Consider the following 17,605-nt stretch of genomic DNA (forward strand, 5'->3'; position numbering starts at 1 on the left):
GACGGCCGTCAGGCGCCGACGGCGGCGAGTTCCGCCTCGATGGCGGCCTCGAGCCGTTCGCGGACCTCGGCGACCGTGATGCGCTCGAGCAGCTCGTGGAAGAATCCGCGGACGACGAGGCGACGCGCTTCCTCTTCGGGGATACCGCGAGCACGCAGGTAGAACAGCTGCTCGTCGTCGAAGCGGCCGGTCGCCGACGCGTGACCGGCACCGACGATCTCACCGGTCTCGATCTCGAGGTTCGGCACCGAGTCGGCGCGCGCTCCGTCGGTGAGCACCAGGTTGCGGTTGAGCTCGAAGGTGTCGGTGCCCTCGGCCTCGGCGCGGATGAGCACGTCGCCGATCCACACGGTGCGCGCGTCGGGCTTGCCGGAGGCCGGATCGCCCTGCAGCGCACCCTTGTACACGACGTTCGACTTGCAGTTCGGCTGCGAGTGGTCGACGAGCAGGCGCTGTTCGAAGTGCTGACCGGCGTCGGCGAAGTACAGGCCGAGCAGTTCGGCGTCGCCGCCGGGACCGTCGTACTTGGTGGTCGCCGACACGCGCACCAGATCGCCGCCGAGCGCGACCGTGAAGTGACGGAGCACGGCATCGCGGCCGAGGCGGGCGTGGTGCGCGGCGACGTGCACGGCGTCGTCGGCCCAGTCCTGCACCGCGACGACCTTCAATTGCGCGCTGTCGCCGAGCACGAACTCGATGTTCTCGGCGTAGGTGCCGCTACCGCGCTGGTCGATGACGAGCGTGAGGTTGGCGAACTCCTCGAGCCGGATCTGCACGTGACCGTAGGCGACGGCTCCCTCACCCGGTCCCGTGATCGTCACGGTGACGGGGTCGGCGACCACGACCTCGCGGCCGACGGTGAGGACGGTTGCGGTCTCGAACGCCGAGTAGGCCTGCGCTGCGATCCGGTCGAACGGCACACCGGCCTGTCCGAGCCGCGCGTCGTCGCGCGCGACGGTCTCGACCTGCACGCCGTCGACCGGGGTGACCTCGACGGTCGCGGTGCCGGTCGCGGTGGCGGTGCCGTCGTGCAGACCGCGCAGGCGGCGCAGCGGGGTGAACCGCCAGACCTCGTCGCGTCCCGAGGGAACCTCGAAGGCGTTCACATCGAACGACGTGAAGACCTCGCCCTTGTTGACTGCCGGCTTGCCGGCGTTGTCGATCGCCGGGGCACGGTTCTCCCCGCGCACGGCTTCCTGCACTCCGGTAGCCGGAGCGTTCTTCGCTTCCGCAGTCATTTAGCCGACTGCCCCTTCCATCTGCAGTTCGATCAGGCGGTTGAGTTCGAGGGCGTACTCCATCGGCAGTTCCTTGGCGATGGGCTCGACGAACCCGCGCACCACCATGGCCATGGCCTCGTCCTCGTCGAGTCCGCGGCTCATGAGGTAGAACAGCTGGTCGTCGCTCACCTTCGAGACGGTCGCCTCGTGACCCATCGTGACGTCGTCCTCACGGATATCGACGTACGGGTAGGTGTCGGAGCGGCTGATCTGGTCGACGAGCAGCGCGTCGCACTTGACCGTCGACTTCGAGCCGTGGGCTCCCTTGTTGACCTGCACGAGGCCGCGGTAGGAGGCACGTCCACCGCCGCGCGCCACCGACTTCGACACGATGGTCGAGGAGGTGTGCGGAGCCAGGTGCAGCATCTTCGCGCCGGTGTCCTGGTGCTGACCCTCGCCGGCGAAGGCCACGGAGAGCACCTCACCGCGAGCGTGCTCGCCCATCATCCACACGGCCGGGTACTTCATCGTCACCTTGGAACCGATGTTGCCGTCGATCCATTCCATCGAGCCGCCGGCCTCGACCTTGGTGCGCTTGGTCACCAGGTTGTAGACGTTGTTCGACCAGTTCTGGATCGTCGTGTAGCGGCAGTGACCGCCCTTCTTGACGATGATCTCGACCACTGCGGAGTGCAGCGAGTCGGACTTGTAGATCGGCGCGGTGCAGCCCTCGACGTAGTGCACCGAGGCGCCCTCGTCGACGATGATCAGGGTCCGCTCGAACTGGCCCATGTTCTCCGTGTTGATGCGGAAGTAGGCCTGCAGCGGGATGTCGACGTGTACACCCGGCGGAACGTAGATGAACGAGCCTCCCGACCACACCGCGGTGTTCAGGGCGGAGAACTTGTTGTCGCCGGCCGGGATGACCGTGCCGAAGTACTCCTTGAACAGCTCGGGATGCTCACGCAGACCCGAGTCGGTGTCGAGGAAGATCACGCCCTGGCTCTCGAGGTCCTCGCGGATCTGGTGGTAGACCACCTCGGACTCGTACTGGGCGGCGACACCGGCGATCAGGCGCTGCTTCTCCGCCTCCGGGATGCCCAGCCGGTCGTAGGTGTTCTTGATGTCCTCGGGGAGCTCGTCCCAGCTCGCGGCCTGCTTCTCCGTCGAGCGCACGAAGTACTTGATGTTGTCGAAGTCGATCCCGTCGAGGTTCGAACCCCACACCGGCATCGGCTTCTTGTCGAAGGTGCGCAGCGCCTTGAGACGGATGTCGAGCATCCACTCGGGTTCGTTCTTCTTCGACGAGATGTCCCGCACGACCTCTTCGGACAGCCCGCGCTGCGCCGTGGCACCGGCGGTGTCGGGGTCCGCCCAGCCGTATTCGTAGTGTCCGAGAGAATCGATCGTCTCTTCCTGCGTCAGCGGCGCGGCGCCGGACGTCTGATCCGATGCGACGGTCATGCGAGCTCCTTCCGGAGTCTGGTGGGCGTCGGCGCGGGCTGTGCGTCGACGGTCGACGGGTGGGTGGATGTCTTCGTGTTGTGCCCGGTGTCTCGCAGCACTCGAGTGGGGGACGTCACGTGGGCGGCTCCGGCCGGGGCACATCCGCTCTGGGGAGAACGGGCACGTGGGTCGTGCAGAAGGCGTCGCCGTTGGCGATCGTCGCGAGGCGTTGCACGTGGGTTCCGAGGATCCGCACGAATGCCTCCTGCTCCGCCTCGCAGAGTTCGGGGAACTGCTCGGCGACATGCGAGACCGGGCAGTGGTGCTGGCAGATCTGCACGCCGGTGCCGACCCGCCGGGTCGAGGCCGCGAACCCGGAGGCGGTGAACGCGCCGGCGATCTCCTCGGCAACGCTCTCGACGTCGTCGACGTTCTCGTCGGCGGGCGCCACATTCCCGAGGATCGAGTCCACGCGGCGACGCGCGAAGTCCTCCACGGCGGCGTCGCCGCCGAGCTCGCGAAGGTGACGCATCGCGGCGGTGGCGAGATCGTCGTAGGAGTGGCCGAGCCGGGCGCGCCCGACGGCGGTGAGCTGGAAACGACGTGCCGGTCGGCCGCGACCGCGGCCCTGCCTGCGCGGAGGTGCGGCAGCCTGCGCCTCGCCGGACTCGATGAGCGCGTCGAGATGGCGTCGCACACCGGCGGCACTCAGGCCGAGACGGTCGCCGATCTCCGGCGCGGTGATCGGGCCTTCTTCGAGCAGCAGCTGCACGACCGCGGCGCGCGTCTGACCCTCCGGGATCTCGCGACCGGTCGACGGAGGATTCCTGCGTACGTCCTCGACGCGCGACGCCACCGCGGCAGGTACGTGACCTGCGCGTTCTGCGGCATCGGTGGTGTCGGACGGGTATTTCACAACACCAGTGTGACGGAATTCAGGAGTACGGTCCACCAAGGGTGCCCTTTGTTACACCCTCATCACGGAGTCCGCGGAAACCACATCCACCCTCCCGTTACGCTTCTGACGTGCCGTCGACTCCTTCCCTGTCAGCCCCGCGCACGACTCCTCCGTCGTCGGGTCGATCGGGAGTCCGCGAACACCTGCACGCGTGGGTCCGACGCGCCCTGGGGCTCGAGGCCCCCGGTCCCCATGCCGACGTCTCCGTCGTATTGCACGGCGACGAGGCCGAAGGTCGCGGACTCGACGCGACGGAGAACACGTATCTGCACCGTATCCGGCTGCTCGGCGCCACCGGTGCCGTGCTCATGGCGGTCGGCGCGCTCGGCGCCGGGGCGCAGCCGGTCCTGCAGAACCCTGTGCAGGGAGTACGAGCTCTCGGGCTGGCGGCGCGCATGCCGAGCGCCGCGCTCACCACGACCATGATCGGTACGGCGCTGGTGATCCTCGCCTGGCTGCTGCTCGGACGATTCGCCATCGGCCGGAGCGCGCCGGACGGTCCCGTGCACCGACTGTCCCGGTCGCAACTCGACCGCACCCTGCTGTTGTGGATCCTCCCGCTCGTCGTGGCGCCACCGATGTTCAGCAAGGACGTGTACTCCTATCTCGCGCAGAGCGAGATCGCGGCACGCGGACTCGATCCCTACGCGATCGGACCGGCGGGAGCGCTGGGCGTCGACCACGTCCTGACCCGGACGGTGCCGAACATCTGGCGCGACACCTCGGCCCCCTACGGTCCGGCCTTCCTGTGGCTCGGCGAGAAGATCACCTACGTCACAGGCGAGAACATCGTGGCCGGCATATTCGTCCACCGACTGCTCGCGCTCGTCGGTGTGGCCCTGATCGTGTGGGCGTTGCCTCGGCTGGCCCGCCGGTGCGGGGTGGCGTCGGTGAGCGCGTTGTGGCTCGGCGCAGCCAACCCGCTGTTGCTGTTCCACCTGGTCGCGGGCATCCACAACGAAGCCCTGATGCTCGGCCTCATGCTCGCCGGCGTCGAACTCTCGTTGCGGGCGGTCCACCCGGGCGACGAGTCCGTGTCGCGTCTGCGTCTCGCGGGATGGCTCGCTGCCGGCACGGCGCTGATCGCCCTGTCGTCGATGATCAAGGTGCCCTCGCTGCTCGCGCTGGGATTCGTCGGCATGGCCCTGGCCCGCAAGTGGGGTGCCACCTTCCGCGCCGTGATCCTCGCCGCCGTGATCCTCGGTGTCGGGACCGGCGTCGTGATCGTGGCCGTGAGCTGGGGCAGCGGTCTGGGCTTCGGCTGGACGAAGACCCTCGGGACCGCCACCGAGGTCCGCAGCTGGATGTCGATCCCGACCCTCCTGGGCATGGGCACGGGGCTCGGGGGCGTGCTGCTCGGCCTGGGCGACCACACGACGGCCGTGCTGTCCATCACGCGCCCCATCGCCGCACTGGTGGCGGCCTTCATCACGGTGCGCATGCTGCTCGCGGTGCTGACAGGCCGGATCCATCCCGTGGGTGCGCTGGGCGTGTCGCTGGGCGCGATCGTGCTTCTCTTCCCGGTGGTACAACCCTGGTATCTGCTGTGGGCGGTGATCCCGCTCGCCGCCTGGGCGACGCGCCCGGTGTTCCGGATCCCCACCATCGCGTTCTCGTCCGTGGTCGGCATGATCCTCATGCCCAACGGCAGCGAGTACCAACCGTTCATCATCGTCCAGGCGTCGATAGCGACCATCGTCGTGGTCGGTCTGATCATCGTCGCGACACGCTCCCGACTGCCGTGGCGACTGCAGGAGCGCACACCACCGCGTCCGGCGGAAACAGCGGACGCCTAGGCTGGAACCCTGTGATCCCGAGTTCTCCCGCCGGTGCGGTACCGGCCGTGCGCCTGGATGGCGTCGTCAAGACCTACGGGGGCGTCACCGCCGTGAACGGTCTCGACCTGACCGTCGAACGCGCCCAGGTGCTCGCCCTTCTCGGTCCGAACGGCGCCGGTAAGACCACCACCGTGGAAATGTGCGAGGGGTTCGTCACTCCCGACGCCGGCATCGTCCGCGTCCTGGGTCTCGACCCCGTCGCCGATTCCGACGCTCTCCGCCCCAGGATCGGGGTGATGCTGCAGGGCGGAGGCGCCTATCCGGGTTCACGGGCCGGCGAGATGCTCGACCTGGTCGCGGCGTACTCGGCCGACCCCCTCGATCCGGACTGGCTGCTCCGGCGCCTCGGACTCACGGACGCCCGCCGCACCCCCTACCGCCGACTGTCGGGCGGGCAACAGCAACGTCTCGCGCTCGCGTGCGCGCTGGTCGGGCGCCCCGAACTGGTGTTCCTCGACGAACCGACGGCCGGCCTCGACGCTCAGGCCCGGCTGCTCGTCTGGGAGTTGATCGACGCCCTGCGCCGCGACGGCGTGAGCGTGCTGCTCACCACTCACCTCATGGACGAGGCCGAGGAACTCGCCGACGAGATCGTCATCATCGATCACGGCCGGGTGGTCGCTGCGGGTACGCCCGACGAGGTCACCCGCGACGGCGCCGAGGGCCAGCTGTGGCTGACCGCGCCTGCCGGACTCGACCTGAGCGCACTGCAGTCGACCCTTGCCGGCACTCATCGGGTCCGTGAGGACAATCCCGGGCGGTATCTCGTGGAGGGCACGATCGAACCGTCGGTCGTGGCGGCGGCAGCGACCTGGTGCGCGAGCCTGGGAGCACTGGCAACCGAGATCCGCGTGGATCAGCGCAGCCTCGAGGACGTCTTCCTCGAATTGACCGGTCGGGAGTTGAGAGGGTGAGCGTGACCCACGATCGTCTGGCGAACAACCGGTTCGCGGAGGGGACGTTCACCCCGCGACCGCAGCCGAATTCGCCGTCGAAGATGCTCGCGGCGCAGACAGTCATGGAACTGAAGTTGTTGCTGCGCAACGGCGAGCAACTCCTGCTGACCATGTTCATCCCGATCACCCTGTTGATCGGGCTGTCCCTGCTGCCGATCGGCGATCTCGGCGACTCGCGGGTCGATCGCGTGCTGCCTGCGGTGATGATGGTGGCGGTGATGTCGACGGCGTTCACCGGGCAGGCGATCGCCGTGGGCTTCGACCGGCGCTACGGCGCCCTCAAGCGGATCGGCGCGACAGCGCTTCCCAAGTGGGGAATCATCGCCGGGAAGAGCGCGGCCGTGGGGATAGTCGTCGCCCTGCAGTCCGTGCTGCTCGGAACGATAGGACTGGCGCTGGGTTGGCGACCCTCCCCCGTCGATCTGCTCATCGGGGCGGTCGTCATCGCCCTCGGCACGGTGATGTTCGCGACACTGGGTCTGCTCCTCGGCGGAACGCTCCGTGCCGAGATCGTGCTCGCCCTCGCGAACATCGTGTGGTTCGTGCTGCTCGGGATCGGCAGCATCGTGGTACTCGGCGACGTGATCCCGGAAGCGGTGGCCCACCTGCTGCGGATCGTCCCGTCCGGGGCGCTGACCCTTGCGCTCGAGAGCGCCACGACGGGTGTGTTCGACTGGCTGTCGATCGTCGCGCTCGTGGTGTGGACGGTGATCGGCGGCACCGCCGCGGCGAGATGCTTCCGGTTCACCTGAGCGACGGGATACCCGATCCGGCGCAACCCAACTACAGCGTGTAGTGGTTCACGCCGTACCATCGAATCGTGTTGTATCGCGGCTACCTGAGCCTTGTCGACCGTCTTCCCCTGCCCTCGTTGCGGACGCAGAAGATCATCGCGTTCCTCACGATTCTCACCCAGGGTGGCATCGCCGTGACCGGCTCGGTCGTCCGCGTCACCGCCTCCGGACTGGGTTGCCCTACCTGGCCGCAGTGCTTCCCCGGCTCGTTGGTCCCGGTGGGTGTGTCGAGCGGGGTGAACACGCTTCACCAGATCGTCGAATTCGGCAACCGGCTGCTGACCTTCGTGGTCGTGGCCGTCGCCGCCGCGATCGTGCTGGCCGTCACCCGGGCCCGTCGCCGCAAGGAGGTCATCGCCTGGGCATGGGTGATGCCCGCGGGCACCGTGCTGCAGGCGATCATCGGCGGGATCACCGTGCTGGCCGGTCTCGCCTGGTGGACGGTCGCGATCCACCTGCTCGCGTCGATGCTCATGGTGTGGCTGGCAACGGTGCTCTACGCGAAGGTGAGCGAGCCGGACGACGGCACGGTGGTGCAGGTGCTGCCCCCGACGCTGCGATGGCTCACCGCACTGTCGGGAGTCGCACTCGGTGTGGTCCTCGTGCTCGGCACGATGGTCACCGGCGCCGGCCCGCACGCCGGCGACAAGAGCGTCGAGAATCCCGTCCCGCGCCTCGCGCTCGACATCACCAATCTCGTCCATCTGCACGCCGAGGCGCTCGTCGGCTATCTCGCGCTGCTGATCGGCCTGACCTTCGCCGTCTACGCGGTCCACGCCCCGCGAGCCGTCACGCTCCGTCTGAAGGTCGTGCTCGCCCTGGTGGTCGCGCAGGCCGGCATCGGCCTCGTGCAGTTCTGGACGGACGTGCCCGCCGTGCTGGTCGTCTGCCACGTCGCCGGGGCCGGACTGTGCACGGCGGCCACCGCCGCGGTCTGGGCCGCCGGACGGACACGCACGACGATCCCGGATCGCGAGCCCGTTCCGGTCTGACCGACAGCCGGCGCGGCCCCCTTCCCGAATTCGGGAAGGGGGCCGCGATCGTCGTACGGGGTGTCGGGTCCGTCAGCGCTCGTTGCGGGCCTTCGGGAACTTGGTCTGACGCGCCACCCAGCCGGCCATCCTCGCCCAGTGCCCCTTCTGCGGGTTCGCGATGCTGGTGACCTCACGGTCCCACTCCGAGACCGTGACGTCAGGGATTTCTTCGACGATGGCGCGCGCCGTCGGCAGATCCTTCGCGACACGGTCGCCGAGGGTGCCGTCGGCGGCGACCACGGTGATCCGGACGCCCGACAGACCGATGGGCTGCAGCACGGCCTTGCCGGAACCTCCGTGCGCCGCGACGAAGCTGCGGATGGACGAGACGATGTCGGCCGGTGCGGCCACGACCTGGGTTTCCACGCTCATGTCTGCAGAATACTGTGAGCCGCATGCATGCGATCGAAGTGGCACAGCACGGTGGTCCCGACGTCCTCGTCTCCGTCGCAAGACCCGACCCCGAGCCCGGCCTCGGAGAACTGCTCGTCCGCACCGACGCGATCGGCGTGAACTTCATCGACACCTACTTCCGCACGGGTCTCTATCCCACCGACCTGCCCTACATCCCCGGCTCGGAGGGCACCGGCACGGTCGTGGCGGTGGGCGAGGGCGTCCGCGACACCGCGGTGGGTGACCGCGTGTCGTGGTGCGCGGCGCCCGCTTCCTATGCCGAACTCGTCCGGGTCCCCGAGAACATCGCGGTCCCGGTCCCGGAGTCCGTACCGGCCGACCAGGCCGCCTCCGTCCTGCTCCAGGGCATGACAGCGCACTACCTCCTGAACTCCGTCTACGCGGCGCAGCCCGGCGAGACGGTGCTCGTCCACGCCGGTGCAGGCGGTGTGGGGCTGATCCTGACTCAGCTCGCCGTCGCGAAGGGTGTGCGGGTGATCACCACCGTGTCGTCCGACGAGAAGGAAGCCCTGTCACGGGAGGCCGGCGCCACGGAGGTACTGCACTACGGCGACGACCTCGCCGGGCACGTGCGCGACCTCACGGGCGGCGAGGGGGTGGCCGCGGCGTACGACGGTGTCGGTGCCGCGACCTTCGAGTCGTCGCTGGCGTCGGTCCGCGTGCGCGGCACGGTCGCCCTGTTCGGTGCTGCGAGCGGGCCCGTCCCTCCCTTCGACCTGCAGCGCCTCAACCCGGCGGGATCATTGTTCGTCACCCGCCCGACCCTGGCGCACTACACCCGAGACCGCGACGAGCTGTTGTGGCGTGCGGGCGACGTGCTCGCGGCGCTCGCCGACGGGTCGCTGAAGCTCCGTGTCGGTGCGCGCTACCCCCTGGCGGAGGCCGCCCGTGCCCACACCGATCTCGAGGGACGCCGGACCACCGGCTCGATCGTCCTGATCCCGTGATCGACCGAGCCCACACGACGACGCCCCGACCGTTCGGCCGGGGCGTCGCTGTGGAGCAGTCGTCGTGTGAGTGACGATCAGAAGTAGGAGCCGATCGTGGGCAGTGCGAGTACGGAATCGATCGCCAGACCGAGACATACCACCGCGAGGTAGTTGTTGGACTGCAGGAACAGTTTGAGCGGCTTGACCGACGCTCCGCCGCGCACGCTGTTGTACAGCTGGTGGGCGACGAGCAGGAACCAGGCGCCCGCGAGCAGCGCGACCGCCGCGTAGATCACCCCGGCGGCCGGGACGATCACCAGCGTCGCGATCACCGTCGCCCAGGTGTACATCAGAATCTGCTTGGTGACGTGCTGTTCGGTGGCGATCACCGGCAGCATCGGCACGCCCGCGGCCTTGTAGTCCTCCTTGTAGCGCATCGCGAGCGCCCAGGTGTGCGGCGGCGTCCAGAAGAAGATGACCAGGAACAGCACGACCGGTTCCCAGCTCAGCGAACCGGTCACGGCAGCCCAGCCGACCATCACGGGCATACACCCGGCCGCCCCGCCCCAGACCACGTTCTGCCAGGTCCGGCGCTTGAGCACCATCGTGTACACGAGCACGTAGAACGCGATGGTCGCCACGACCAGGACGCCGGCCAGCAGGTTGGCCCGCCACCACAACCACACGAACGACGCGACACCGAGCACCATGCCGAAGACGAAGGCGTTGCGCGTCGGCACCGTCTGCCGGGCCAGCGGACGCAACGCCGTGCGTTTCATCACCTTGTCGATGTCGGCGTCGACGACACAATTGAGCGAGTTGGCGCTCGCGGCGCCCATCCAGCCGCCGAACAATGTGCTCAGGATGAGCACGATGTCGACGTTCCCGCGATCGGCGAACAGCATCGCGGGAATGGTCGCGACCAGCAGAAGTTCGATCACGCGCGGCTTCGTCAACGCGATGTAGGCGAGGACGGTGCCGGAGATCCGGCCCCACGCGGTGTCGGAGCGCGGGGCGCTCGGCGCTTCGGGGGCGCCGAAGCCGTGTCCTCCCGGCCGTCGCCCTGCCCGCACACTGTCTCCTTGTCCCACGCGGATCCGCACCTTCGTTTCGCCCGTTCACGGTCGCCCGGTTCCGGACGCTCCTCTACTACGAACGATGGTAGACCGGACCGTTGCCCGGACCGAATCGACCCGTTCGGAGCAGCGCACTAGTCTGAAGTAGCGCGCGGGCCGACTTCCACCCGCCGGGACCCCGTACACCCATGTCAGGAGACTTCACGCTCGTGTCGATCACAGACGAGATCCGCACCCTCACCCAGCCTGCGCATCCTGCCGACTGGACCGACCTGGACACCAAGGCGGTCGACACCGCGCGCGTGCTCGCCGCCGACGCCGTGCAGAAGGTCGGAAACGGGCATCCCGGTACCGCGATGAGCCTCGCTCCTCTCGCGTACACCCTCTACCAGCGTGTGATGCGCCACGATCCGACCGACCACGAGTGGGTCGGCCGCGACCGCTTCGTACTCTCGTGCGGACATTCGAGCCTGACGCTGTACGTCCAGCTGTACCTGTCCGGCTACGGTCTCGAACTCGCCGACCTCGAGGCACTGCGCACGTGGGGTTCGCTCACCCCGGGCCACCCCGAGTACGGGCACACCGCCGGGGTCGAGATGACCACCGGCCCGCTCGGCCAGGGTCTCGCGTCCGCGGTCGGCATGGCGATGGCTGCCCGCCGCGAGCGCGGCCTGTTCGATCCCGAGGCGCCCGCAGGCAAGAGCCCGTTCGACCACTACGTCTACGTGATCGCCTCCGACGGCGACATCGAGGAGGGCGTGACCTCCGAGGCGTCGTCGCTCGCCGGTGTCCAGCAGCTCGGCAACCTGATCGTCTTCTACGACGACAACAAGATCTCCATCGAGCACGACACCGCGATCGCTCTCGGTGAGGACGTCGCCAAGCGCTACGAGGCGTACGGCTGGCACGTACAGACCGTCGAGGGCGGCGAGAACGTCACCGCACTGCTCGAGGCCGTCGAGGCCGCGAAGGCCGTCACCGACCGTCCGTCCTTCATCTCCGTCCGCACGATCATCGGCTACCCGGCCCCGACGAAGATGAACAGCGGCGACGCGCACGGTGCCGCGCTCGGCGCCGACGAGGTCGCCGAGATCAAGAAGATCCTCGGCTTCGACCCCGAGAAGAACTTCGACGTCGATCCGGCGGTGATCGAGCACACCCGGCAGGTCGTGACGCGTGGCGCCGAGGCGCGCGCGGCGTGGCAGGCCGACTTCGACGCGTGGGCCACCCGCGAGCCGCAACGCAAGGAGCTGTTCGACCGCCTGTACGCCGGTGAGTTCCCGGAGGGCTGGGTCGACGCCCTGCCGACCTACGAGCCCACCGAGAGCGGTCCCGCGACCCGCTCGGCGTCCGGCAAGGCCCTCGCCGCGCTCGGACCGGTGCTGCCCGAGCTGTGGGGCGGCTCCGCCGACCTCGCCGGCAGCAACAACACCACGATCCCCGGTTCCGACTCCTTCGGCCCCGAGGCGATCTCCACGAAGGACTGGAACGCGCAGCCCTACGGACGCACCCTGCACTTCGGTGTGCGCGAGCACGCCATGGGTTCGATCCTCAACGGCATCGCCCTGCACGGCCCGACCCGCCCCTACGGCGGCACCTTCCTCGTCTTCTCCGACTACATGCGACCCGCGGTGCGTCTCGCGGCCCTCATGCAGACCCCGTCGATCTACGTGTGGACGCACGATTCGATCGGTCTCGGTGAGGACGGCCCGACCCACCAGCCGATCGAGCACCTCGCGGCGCTGCGAGCGATCCCGAACCTCGCGGTGATCCGCCCGGCCGACGCCAACGAGACGTCGTTCGCGTGGAAGGCCGCGTTGGAGAACCGCACGGGCCCGACCGCGCTCGCGCTGACCCGCCAGAACGTCCCCGTGCTCGAGGGCACGCGGGAGAAGGCCGCCGAGGGTGTCGCCCGCGGCGCCTACGTCCTGGCCGAGGCGGCCTCGGGGACCCCGGAGGTCGTGATCCTCGCGACCGGATCCGAGGTCCAGCTCGCCGTCGCCGCCCGCGAGACCCTCGAGGCCGACGGTGTGGCCACCCGCGTCGTCTCCGTGCCGGTGCTCGACCGCTTCCTCGAGCAGGACCAGGCCTACCGCGACGAGGTCCTGCCCCCGTCGGTGCGCGCCCGCGTGTCCGTCGAGGCCGGGCTCGCCATGCCGTGGTACCGCCTGATCGGCGACGCCGGTGAGCCGGTCTCGCTCGAGCACTACGGCGCTTCCGCCGACTACAAGACCCTGTACCGCGAGTTCGGCATCACCGCCGAGGCCGTCGTCGACGCTGCGCGCCGCTCGCTGACCCGAGTGAAGGGATGATCCGATGACCCAGCAGACCTCCACGCAGAACGCTGCGCTGGCCGAACTGTCCGCCCAGGGTGTGTCGGTGTGGCTGGACGACCTGTCGCGCGACCTCATCGACTCCGGCAAGCTCGCCGAGCTCGTCGCCACCCGCAGCGTCGTCGGTGTGACGACCAATCCGTCGATCTTCCAGGCCGCCCTGTCGAAGGGCCACGCCTACGACGCGCAGATCCGCGACCTCGCCGGAGCCGGCGCCGACGCCACCGAGGCGATCCGCACGGTCACCACCGACGACGTCCGTTCGGCCTGCGACGTCCTCGCACCGGTGTTCGAGGCGACCGGCGGTCTCGACGGACGGGTGTCGATCGAGGTCGACCCGCGTCTGGCGCACAAGACGGACGACACCGTCCAGCAGGCCCTCGACCTGTGGCGCGTCGTCGACCGCCCGAACCTGTTCATCAAGATCCCCGCGACGGTGGCGGGCCTGCCGGCCATCGCCCGGGTGATCGGTGAGGGTGTCAGCGTCAACGTCACCCTGATCTTCTCGGTCGAGCGCTACGAGCGGGTCATCGAGGCCTACCTCGACGGTCTCACCGCGGCGAAGGCCGCCGGGCACGACCTGTCGGCGATCCGCTCGGTGGCGTCGTTCTTCGTCTCGCGTGTCGATACCGAGATCGACCCGCGCCTCGAGGAGATCGGCACCGATCAGGCGCTGGCTCTGCGCGGCAAGGCCGGCTTGGCCAACGCGCGACTCGCGTACGCCGCCTACCAGCGGGCGTTCGAAGGCGGAACGCGCTTCGAGCAGCTCGCCGAGGCCGGTGCCGTTCCCCAGCGTGCGCTGTGGGCGTCGACGGGTGTGAAGAACCCCGACTACCCCGACACGCTCTACGTCACCGAGCTGGTCGCGCCGAATACCGTCAACACGATGCCGGAGAAGACCCTCGAGGCCGTCGCCGACCACGGCGAGGTCACGGGCGACACCGTGACACGCAACGTCGCCGCTTCCCAGCAGGTGTTCGACGCGCTGACCTCGGTCGGCGTGGATCTTCCCGACGTCTTCCGCAAGCTCGAGGACGAGGGCGTGGAGAAGTTCGTCGTGTCCTGGAAGGACCTGCTCGCGGCAACGGCGGAACAGCTCGCGGCTCACGCGCCGGGCGCGGAGGGCTGAACGTGCCCGAATCCGGTGCGGCGGAGTGGGTGAATCCGCTCCGGGACAACAGAGATCGCAGACTGCCCCGTATCGCCGGCCCGTGCGCGCTGGTGATCTTCGGTGTGACCGGCGATCTCGCCCGGCGCAAGTTGATGCCCGCCGTCTACGATCTCGCCAACCGCGGTCTCCTGCCGCCCGGATTCGCGCTCGTCGGTTTCGCCCGGAGGGATTGGGCCGACGAGGATTTCGGTCAGGTGGTCCACGACGCGGTGCGTGAACATTCGCGTACCCCCTTCCGCGAGGAGGTCTGGCAGCGCCTCGCGGAAGGGATCCGCTTCGTGCAGGGCACCTTCGACGACGACGCGGCATTCGCGGAACTCGCGACGACCCTCGAGAAGCTCGACCGCGAACGGGGTACGGGCGGCAACCACGCGTTCTACCTGTCGGTCCCGCCGGACGCCTTCCCCGTGGTGTGCGGGCAGCTGTCGCGTTCGGGTCTGGCCGCGCAACGCAACGGCTCGTGGAGCCGCGTCGTGATCGAGAAGCCCTTCGGGCACGACCTCGAGAGCGCACGCGAACTCAATTCGGTTGTCGGTGAGGTGTTCTCCGAGGAATCCGTCTTCCGCATCGATCACTATCTCGGCAAGGAGACGGTTCAGAACATCCTCGCGTTGCGTTTCGCGAACCAGATGTTCGAGCCGGTGTGGAACGCACACTACGTCGACCACGTGCAGATCACGATGGCCGAGGACATCGGCCTCGGTGGTCGCGCCGGCTACTACGACGGCATCGGAGCAGCCCGCGACGTCATCCAGAATCACCTGCTTCAGCTGCTCGCCTTCACCGCGATGGAGGAGCCGGTGAGCTTCGCGGCGTCGGAGCTGCACGCGGAGAAGATCAAGGTGCTGTCGGCGACCCGGCCGGCCGAGCCGTTCGAGGAGACCACCGCGCGCGGCCAGTACGCATCCGGGTGGCAGGGCGGCGAGAAGGTCGTCGGTCTGCTCGAGGAGAAGGGCTTCGCGGCGGATTCGACCACCGAGACGTACGCGGCCATCACCCTCGAGGTCGACACCCGCCGCTGGGCGGGTGTGCCCTTCTACTTGCGCACCGGCAAGCGCCTCGGCCGCCGCGTCACCGAGATCGCAGTGGTCTTCAAGCGGGCCCCGCACCTGCCGTTCGACAAGACCATGACCGAGGAGCTCGGTCAGAACGCGCTGGTGATCCGCGTACAACCCGACGAAGGCATCACGATGCGCTTCGGGTCGAAGGTGCCCGGCTCCGAGATGGAAGTCCGGGACGTGAACATGGACTTCAGCTACGGCCAGGCGTTCACGGTCTCCTCCCCCGAGGCCTACGAGCGACTGATCCTGGATGTGCTCCTCGGCGTCCCGTCGTTGTTCCCGGTGGACGAGGAAGTCGAATTGTCCTGGAAGATCCTCGATCCGGTGCTCGAGCACTGGGCGGCGAACGGGCGACCGGAACCCTACGAGTCCGGTACGTGGGGTCCGCATTCGGCCGACGAGATGCTCCGTCGTACGGGCCGGGAATGGAGGCGTCCGTGAGGCTGCAGTTGCGTAACACCTCCGCCAACGCCATCAGCCGCAAGCTGGTGGAGTTGCGACGATCGAGCGGAATGGTCACGCAGGGACGTGTTCTCACGTTCATCGTGTGCGCCGGCGACGCCCGTGGCCTCGACGCCGCGATCACCGCGGCCACCGAGGCGTCGAAGGAACATCCCTGCCGCGTCATCGTCGTCGGTCGCGGTCGCCAGGACGGCCCGTCGAGGCTCGACGCGGAGATCCGGGTCGCCGGTGAGGCGGGCGCGTCCGAGGCGTTGATCCTCGCCCTGCACGGCGAACTCGGTGAGCACCAGGAATCGGTTGTGGTGCCGTTCCTGCTGCCGGACACGCCCGTCGTCGCGTGGTGGCCCAACCAGGCCCCTGCGGTACCGGCCGAGGATCCGGTGGGACGTCTCGCCGTCCGCCGCATCACCGACGTGACCAACTCCGACGACCCGCAGGCCGATCTCGCCACCCGTTTGTCCGGTTATCGGCCGGGCGACACGGATCTGGCCTGGGCACGGATCACCTACTGGCGGGCACTGCTGGTCTCGGCGCTCGACCAGCCACCGCACGAGCCGGTGCTCTCGGCCCGTGTCTCGGGGCTGCGAACCGAGCCCGCGGTCGATCTGCTCGCAGGCTGGCTCGCGAGCCGTCTCGACTGTCCCGTCGAGCGAACGATCGGCGAACTGAGGGTGGAATTGCGCACGGCCTCGCAGACGATCGCTCTGGAGCGACCGCAGGAAGGCCGCGTGGCAACCCTCGAACGTACCCACAAACCCGATTCGCTGATCAGCCTGGCGCGCCGGAACTCGGCCGAATGCCTCGCCGAGGAACTGCGCCGACTCGATCCCGACGAAGTCTACGAAGCCGCGTTGTCGGCCCTGCCGAAGGTGGAATATGCCTGACCTCGCCCGGAACCCGTCCGAGATCCTGCGTTTCGCCGATGCCGACGAGGTCGCGAGCGCGGCGGCGTCCGCCTTCGTCGACGCGGTCGTCGCCGCGCAGCGCGAGCGGGTGCAGGCCCATGTCGTGCTCACCGGCGGCGGCACCGGTATCGCGATGCTCGAGCATGTGCGCCGCGCCCAGGGCGGTATCGACTGGTCGGCAGTGAACGTCTACTTCGGCGACGAGCGTTTCCTCCCGCCCGGCGATCCGGATCGCAACGAGGTGCAGGCCCGGCACGCTCTGCTCGACCACGTGCCGATCGACCCGACCCGCATCCACGCCATGCCGGCGCTCGGCGAGGACGGGTGCAGCACGCCGCAGGACTCGGCGCAACGGTACTCCGAACTCCTGGCCGCACACTCCCCCGACGGCACCGTGCCGGTGTTCGACGTGCACCTGCTCGGCATGGGCGGTGAGGGACACATCAATTCGCTGTTCCCCCATACCGATGCGGTGCGCGAGTCCGAGCGTTTCGTGGTGGGTGTCGACGATTCACCGAAGCCGCCGCCGGCGCGGGTGACGTTGACGCTGCCCGCCGTACAACGGGCGCGCCAGGTGTGGCTGCTGGTCACCGGCTCCGCCAAGGCCGAGGCCGTCGCGGCGGCCGTGGCCGGTGCCGCACCGGAGGATTTCCCCTCGGCGGGCGCCCGTGGCACCGAACGCACCGTGTGGTTCCTCGATCCGGAGGCCGCCGCGCAACTTCCGGCCTCATGATCGAGCCGAGTACTGCCGAGATCGCTGCCTGCGTCGTGAGGCCGCGATCGGCGACTCGGCGCTCACGCGCCGGCACCGTCGAAGTCGGGGTCGTCGGCCTCGTCCGTCTCCGTGCGACGATCCCCTGCGGAGTGGCCACCGCTGCGGTCGTCGAGACCGCTTCGCACACAACGCATCCGAATCGACGATCGCGGACCTGCCGTCGACCGTAGTGCTCGTAGTGGTGATCGACCCGGGACACATCGCACCGTTCGTGGGTCCATGCCGGTGAACTC

15 protein-coding genes are annotated in these 17,605 nt (G+C 68.8%); 10 read left to right on the forward strand and 5 right to left on the reverse strand.

What is annotated here, in order from left to right:
- Window positions 1–8: 8 nt before the first annotated feature.
- The 3 genes from sufD to A8G18_RS17845 all read right to left on the reverse strand — a co-directional run bounded on the left by sufD (window position 9) and on the right by A8G18_RS17845 (window position 3,582).
- Window positions 9–1,238, reverse strand: a complete 1,230-nt coding sequence (gene sufD / locus A8G18_RS17835) for a Fe-S cluster assembly protein SufD (RefSeq protein ID WP_064064893.1) — start codon at window positions 1,236–1,238, stop codon at window positions 9–11.
- Window positions 1,239–2,684, reverse strand: a complete 1,446-nt coding sequence (sufB, locus tag A8G18_RS17840; RefSeq protein WP_016935404.1) for a Fe-S cluster assembly protein SufB — start codon at window positions 2,682–2,684, stop codon at window positions 1,239–1,241.
- Window positions 2,685–2,799: 115 nt separating this feature from the next.
- On the reverse strand, window positions 2,800–3,582 hold the full coding sequence (locus A8G18_RS17845; RefSeq protein WP_425337707.1) for a helix-turn-helix transcriptional regulator: 783 nt from the start codon (window positions 3,580–3,582) through the stop codon (window positions 2,800–2,802).
- A 110-nt stretch (window positions 3,583–3,692) separates the two neighbouring features.
- Between A8G18_RS17845 and mptB the strand changes: the two genes are divergently transcribed.
- The 4 genes from mptB to A8G18_RS17865 all read left to right on the forward strand — a co-directional run bounded on the left by mptB (window position 3,693) and on the right by A8G18_RS17865 (window position 8,204).
- Window positions 3,693–5,420, forward strand: coding sequence for a polyprenol phosphomannose-dependent alpha 1,6 mannosyltransferase MptB (gene mptB, locus A8G18_RS17850; RefSeq protein WP_064064895.1), 1,728 nt, complete (start codon window positions 3,693–3,695; stop codon window positions 5,418–5,420).
- An 11-nt stretch (window positions 5,421–5,431) separates the two neighbouring features.
- Window positions 5,432–6,376, forward strand: a complete 945-nt coding sequence (locus tag A8G18_RS17855) for an ABC transporter ATP-binding protein (RefSeq protein ID WP_064064896.1) — start codon at window positions 5,432–5,434, stop codon at window positions 6,374–6,376.
- Window positions 6,373–7,170: an ABC transporter permease gene (locus A8G18_RS17860; RefSeq protein ID WP_064064897.1), complete on the forward strand. Its 798-nt coding sequence runs from the start codon at window positions 6,373–6,375 to the stop codon at window positions 7,168–7,170. The genes A8G18_RS17855 and A8G18_RS17860 overlap by 4 nt, the downstream gene beginning before the upstream one ends.
- A 68-nt stretch (window positions 7,171–7,238) precedes the next feature.
- Window positions 7,239–8,204 carry a COX15/CtaA family protein gene (locus tag A8G18_RS17865; protein ID WP_064064898.1) on the forward strand — a complete coding sequence of 322 codons (966 nt, stop codon included), beginning with the start codon at window positions 7,239–7,241 and terminating at the stop codon, window positions 8,202–8,204.
- A 72-nt stretch (window positions 8,205–8,276) separates the two neighbouring features.
- On the opposite strand, the gene A8G18_RS17870 is transcribed toward A8G18_RS17865, so the two are convergent.
- Window positions 8,277–8,618 (reverse strand): hypothetical protein, encoded by a 342-nt coding sequence (locus A8G18_RS17870; protein ID WP_016934848.1) that lies wholly within the window; start codon window positions 8,616–8,618, stop codon window positions 8,277–8,279.
- 23 nt (window positions 8,619–8,641) lie between these two features.
- On the opposite strand from A8G18_RS17870, the gene A8G18_RS17875 reads away from it, so the two are divergent.
- A complete protein-coding gene (locus A8G18_RS17875; protein ID WP_064064994.1) occupies window positions 8,642–9,607 on the forward strand; it encodes a quinone oxidoreductase family protein in 966 nt (321 codons plus the stop codon).
- Between the two features lie 77 nt (window positions 9,608–9,684).
- On the opposite strand, the gene A8G18_RS17880 is transcribed toward A8G18_RS17875, so the two are convergent.
- Entirely contained in the window at window positions 9,685–10,662 is a 978-nt protein-coding gene (locus A8G18_RS17880; RefSeq protein WP_064064899.1) for a heme o synthase, read from the reverse strand.
- A gap of 212 nt (window positions 10,663–10,874) precedes the next feature.
- Here A8G18_RS17880 and tkt point away from each other — a divergent pair, with 212 nt between their 5' ends.
- From tkt to pgl, 5 genes are read left to right on the forward strand one after another with little or no spacing between them, the layout of a single operon-like run.
- Window positions 10,875–12,977, forward strand: coding sequence for a transketolase (tkt, locus tag A8G18_RS17885; protein WP_064064995.1), 2,103 nt, complete (start codon window positions 10,875–10,877; stop codon window positions 12,975–12,977).
- A gap of 4 nt (window positions 12,978–12,981) precedes the next feature.
- On the forward strand, window positions 12,982–14,127 hold the full coding sequence (gene tal, locus A8G18_RS17890) for a transaldolase (protein ID WP_064064900.1): 1,146 nt from the start codon (window positions 12,982–12,984) through the stop codon (window positions 14,125–14,127).
- 2 nt (window positions 14,128–14,129) lie between these two features.
- Window positions 14,130–15,671: a glucose-6-phosphate dehydrogenase gene (gene zwf, locus A8G18_RS17895; protein ID WP_026003409.1), complete on the forward strand. Its 1,542-nt coding sequence runs from the start codon at window positions 14,130–14,132 to the stop codon at window positions 15,669–15,671.
- Complete coding sequence (opcA, locus tag A8G18_RS17900) at window positions 15,668–16,576, forward strand: glucose-6-phosphate dehydrogenase assembly protein OpcA (protein WP_332307014.1); 909 nt, start codon at window positions 15,668–15,670, stop codon at window positions 16,574–16,576. Before zwf ends, opcA begins: the two co-directional genes overlap by 4 nt.
- On the forward strand, window positions 16,569–17,330 hold the full coding sequence (pgl, locus tag A8G18_RS17905) for a 6-phosphogluconolactonase (RefSeq protein ID WP_064064901.1): 762 nt from the start codon (window positions 16,569–16,571) through the stop codon (window positions 17,328–17,330). The genes opcA and pgl overlap by 8 nt, the downstream gene beginning before the upstream one ends.
- Window positions 17,331–17,605: the final 275 nt, after the last annotated feature.

Origin of the sequence: Rhodococcus gordoniae, from assembly GCF_001646655.1 — a bacterium.
In the GTDB taxonomy this organism is placed as follows: Bacteria; Actinomycetota; Actinomycetes; order Mycobacteriales; family Mycobacteriaceae; genus Rhodococcus; species Rhodococcus gordoniae.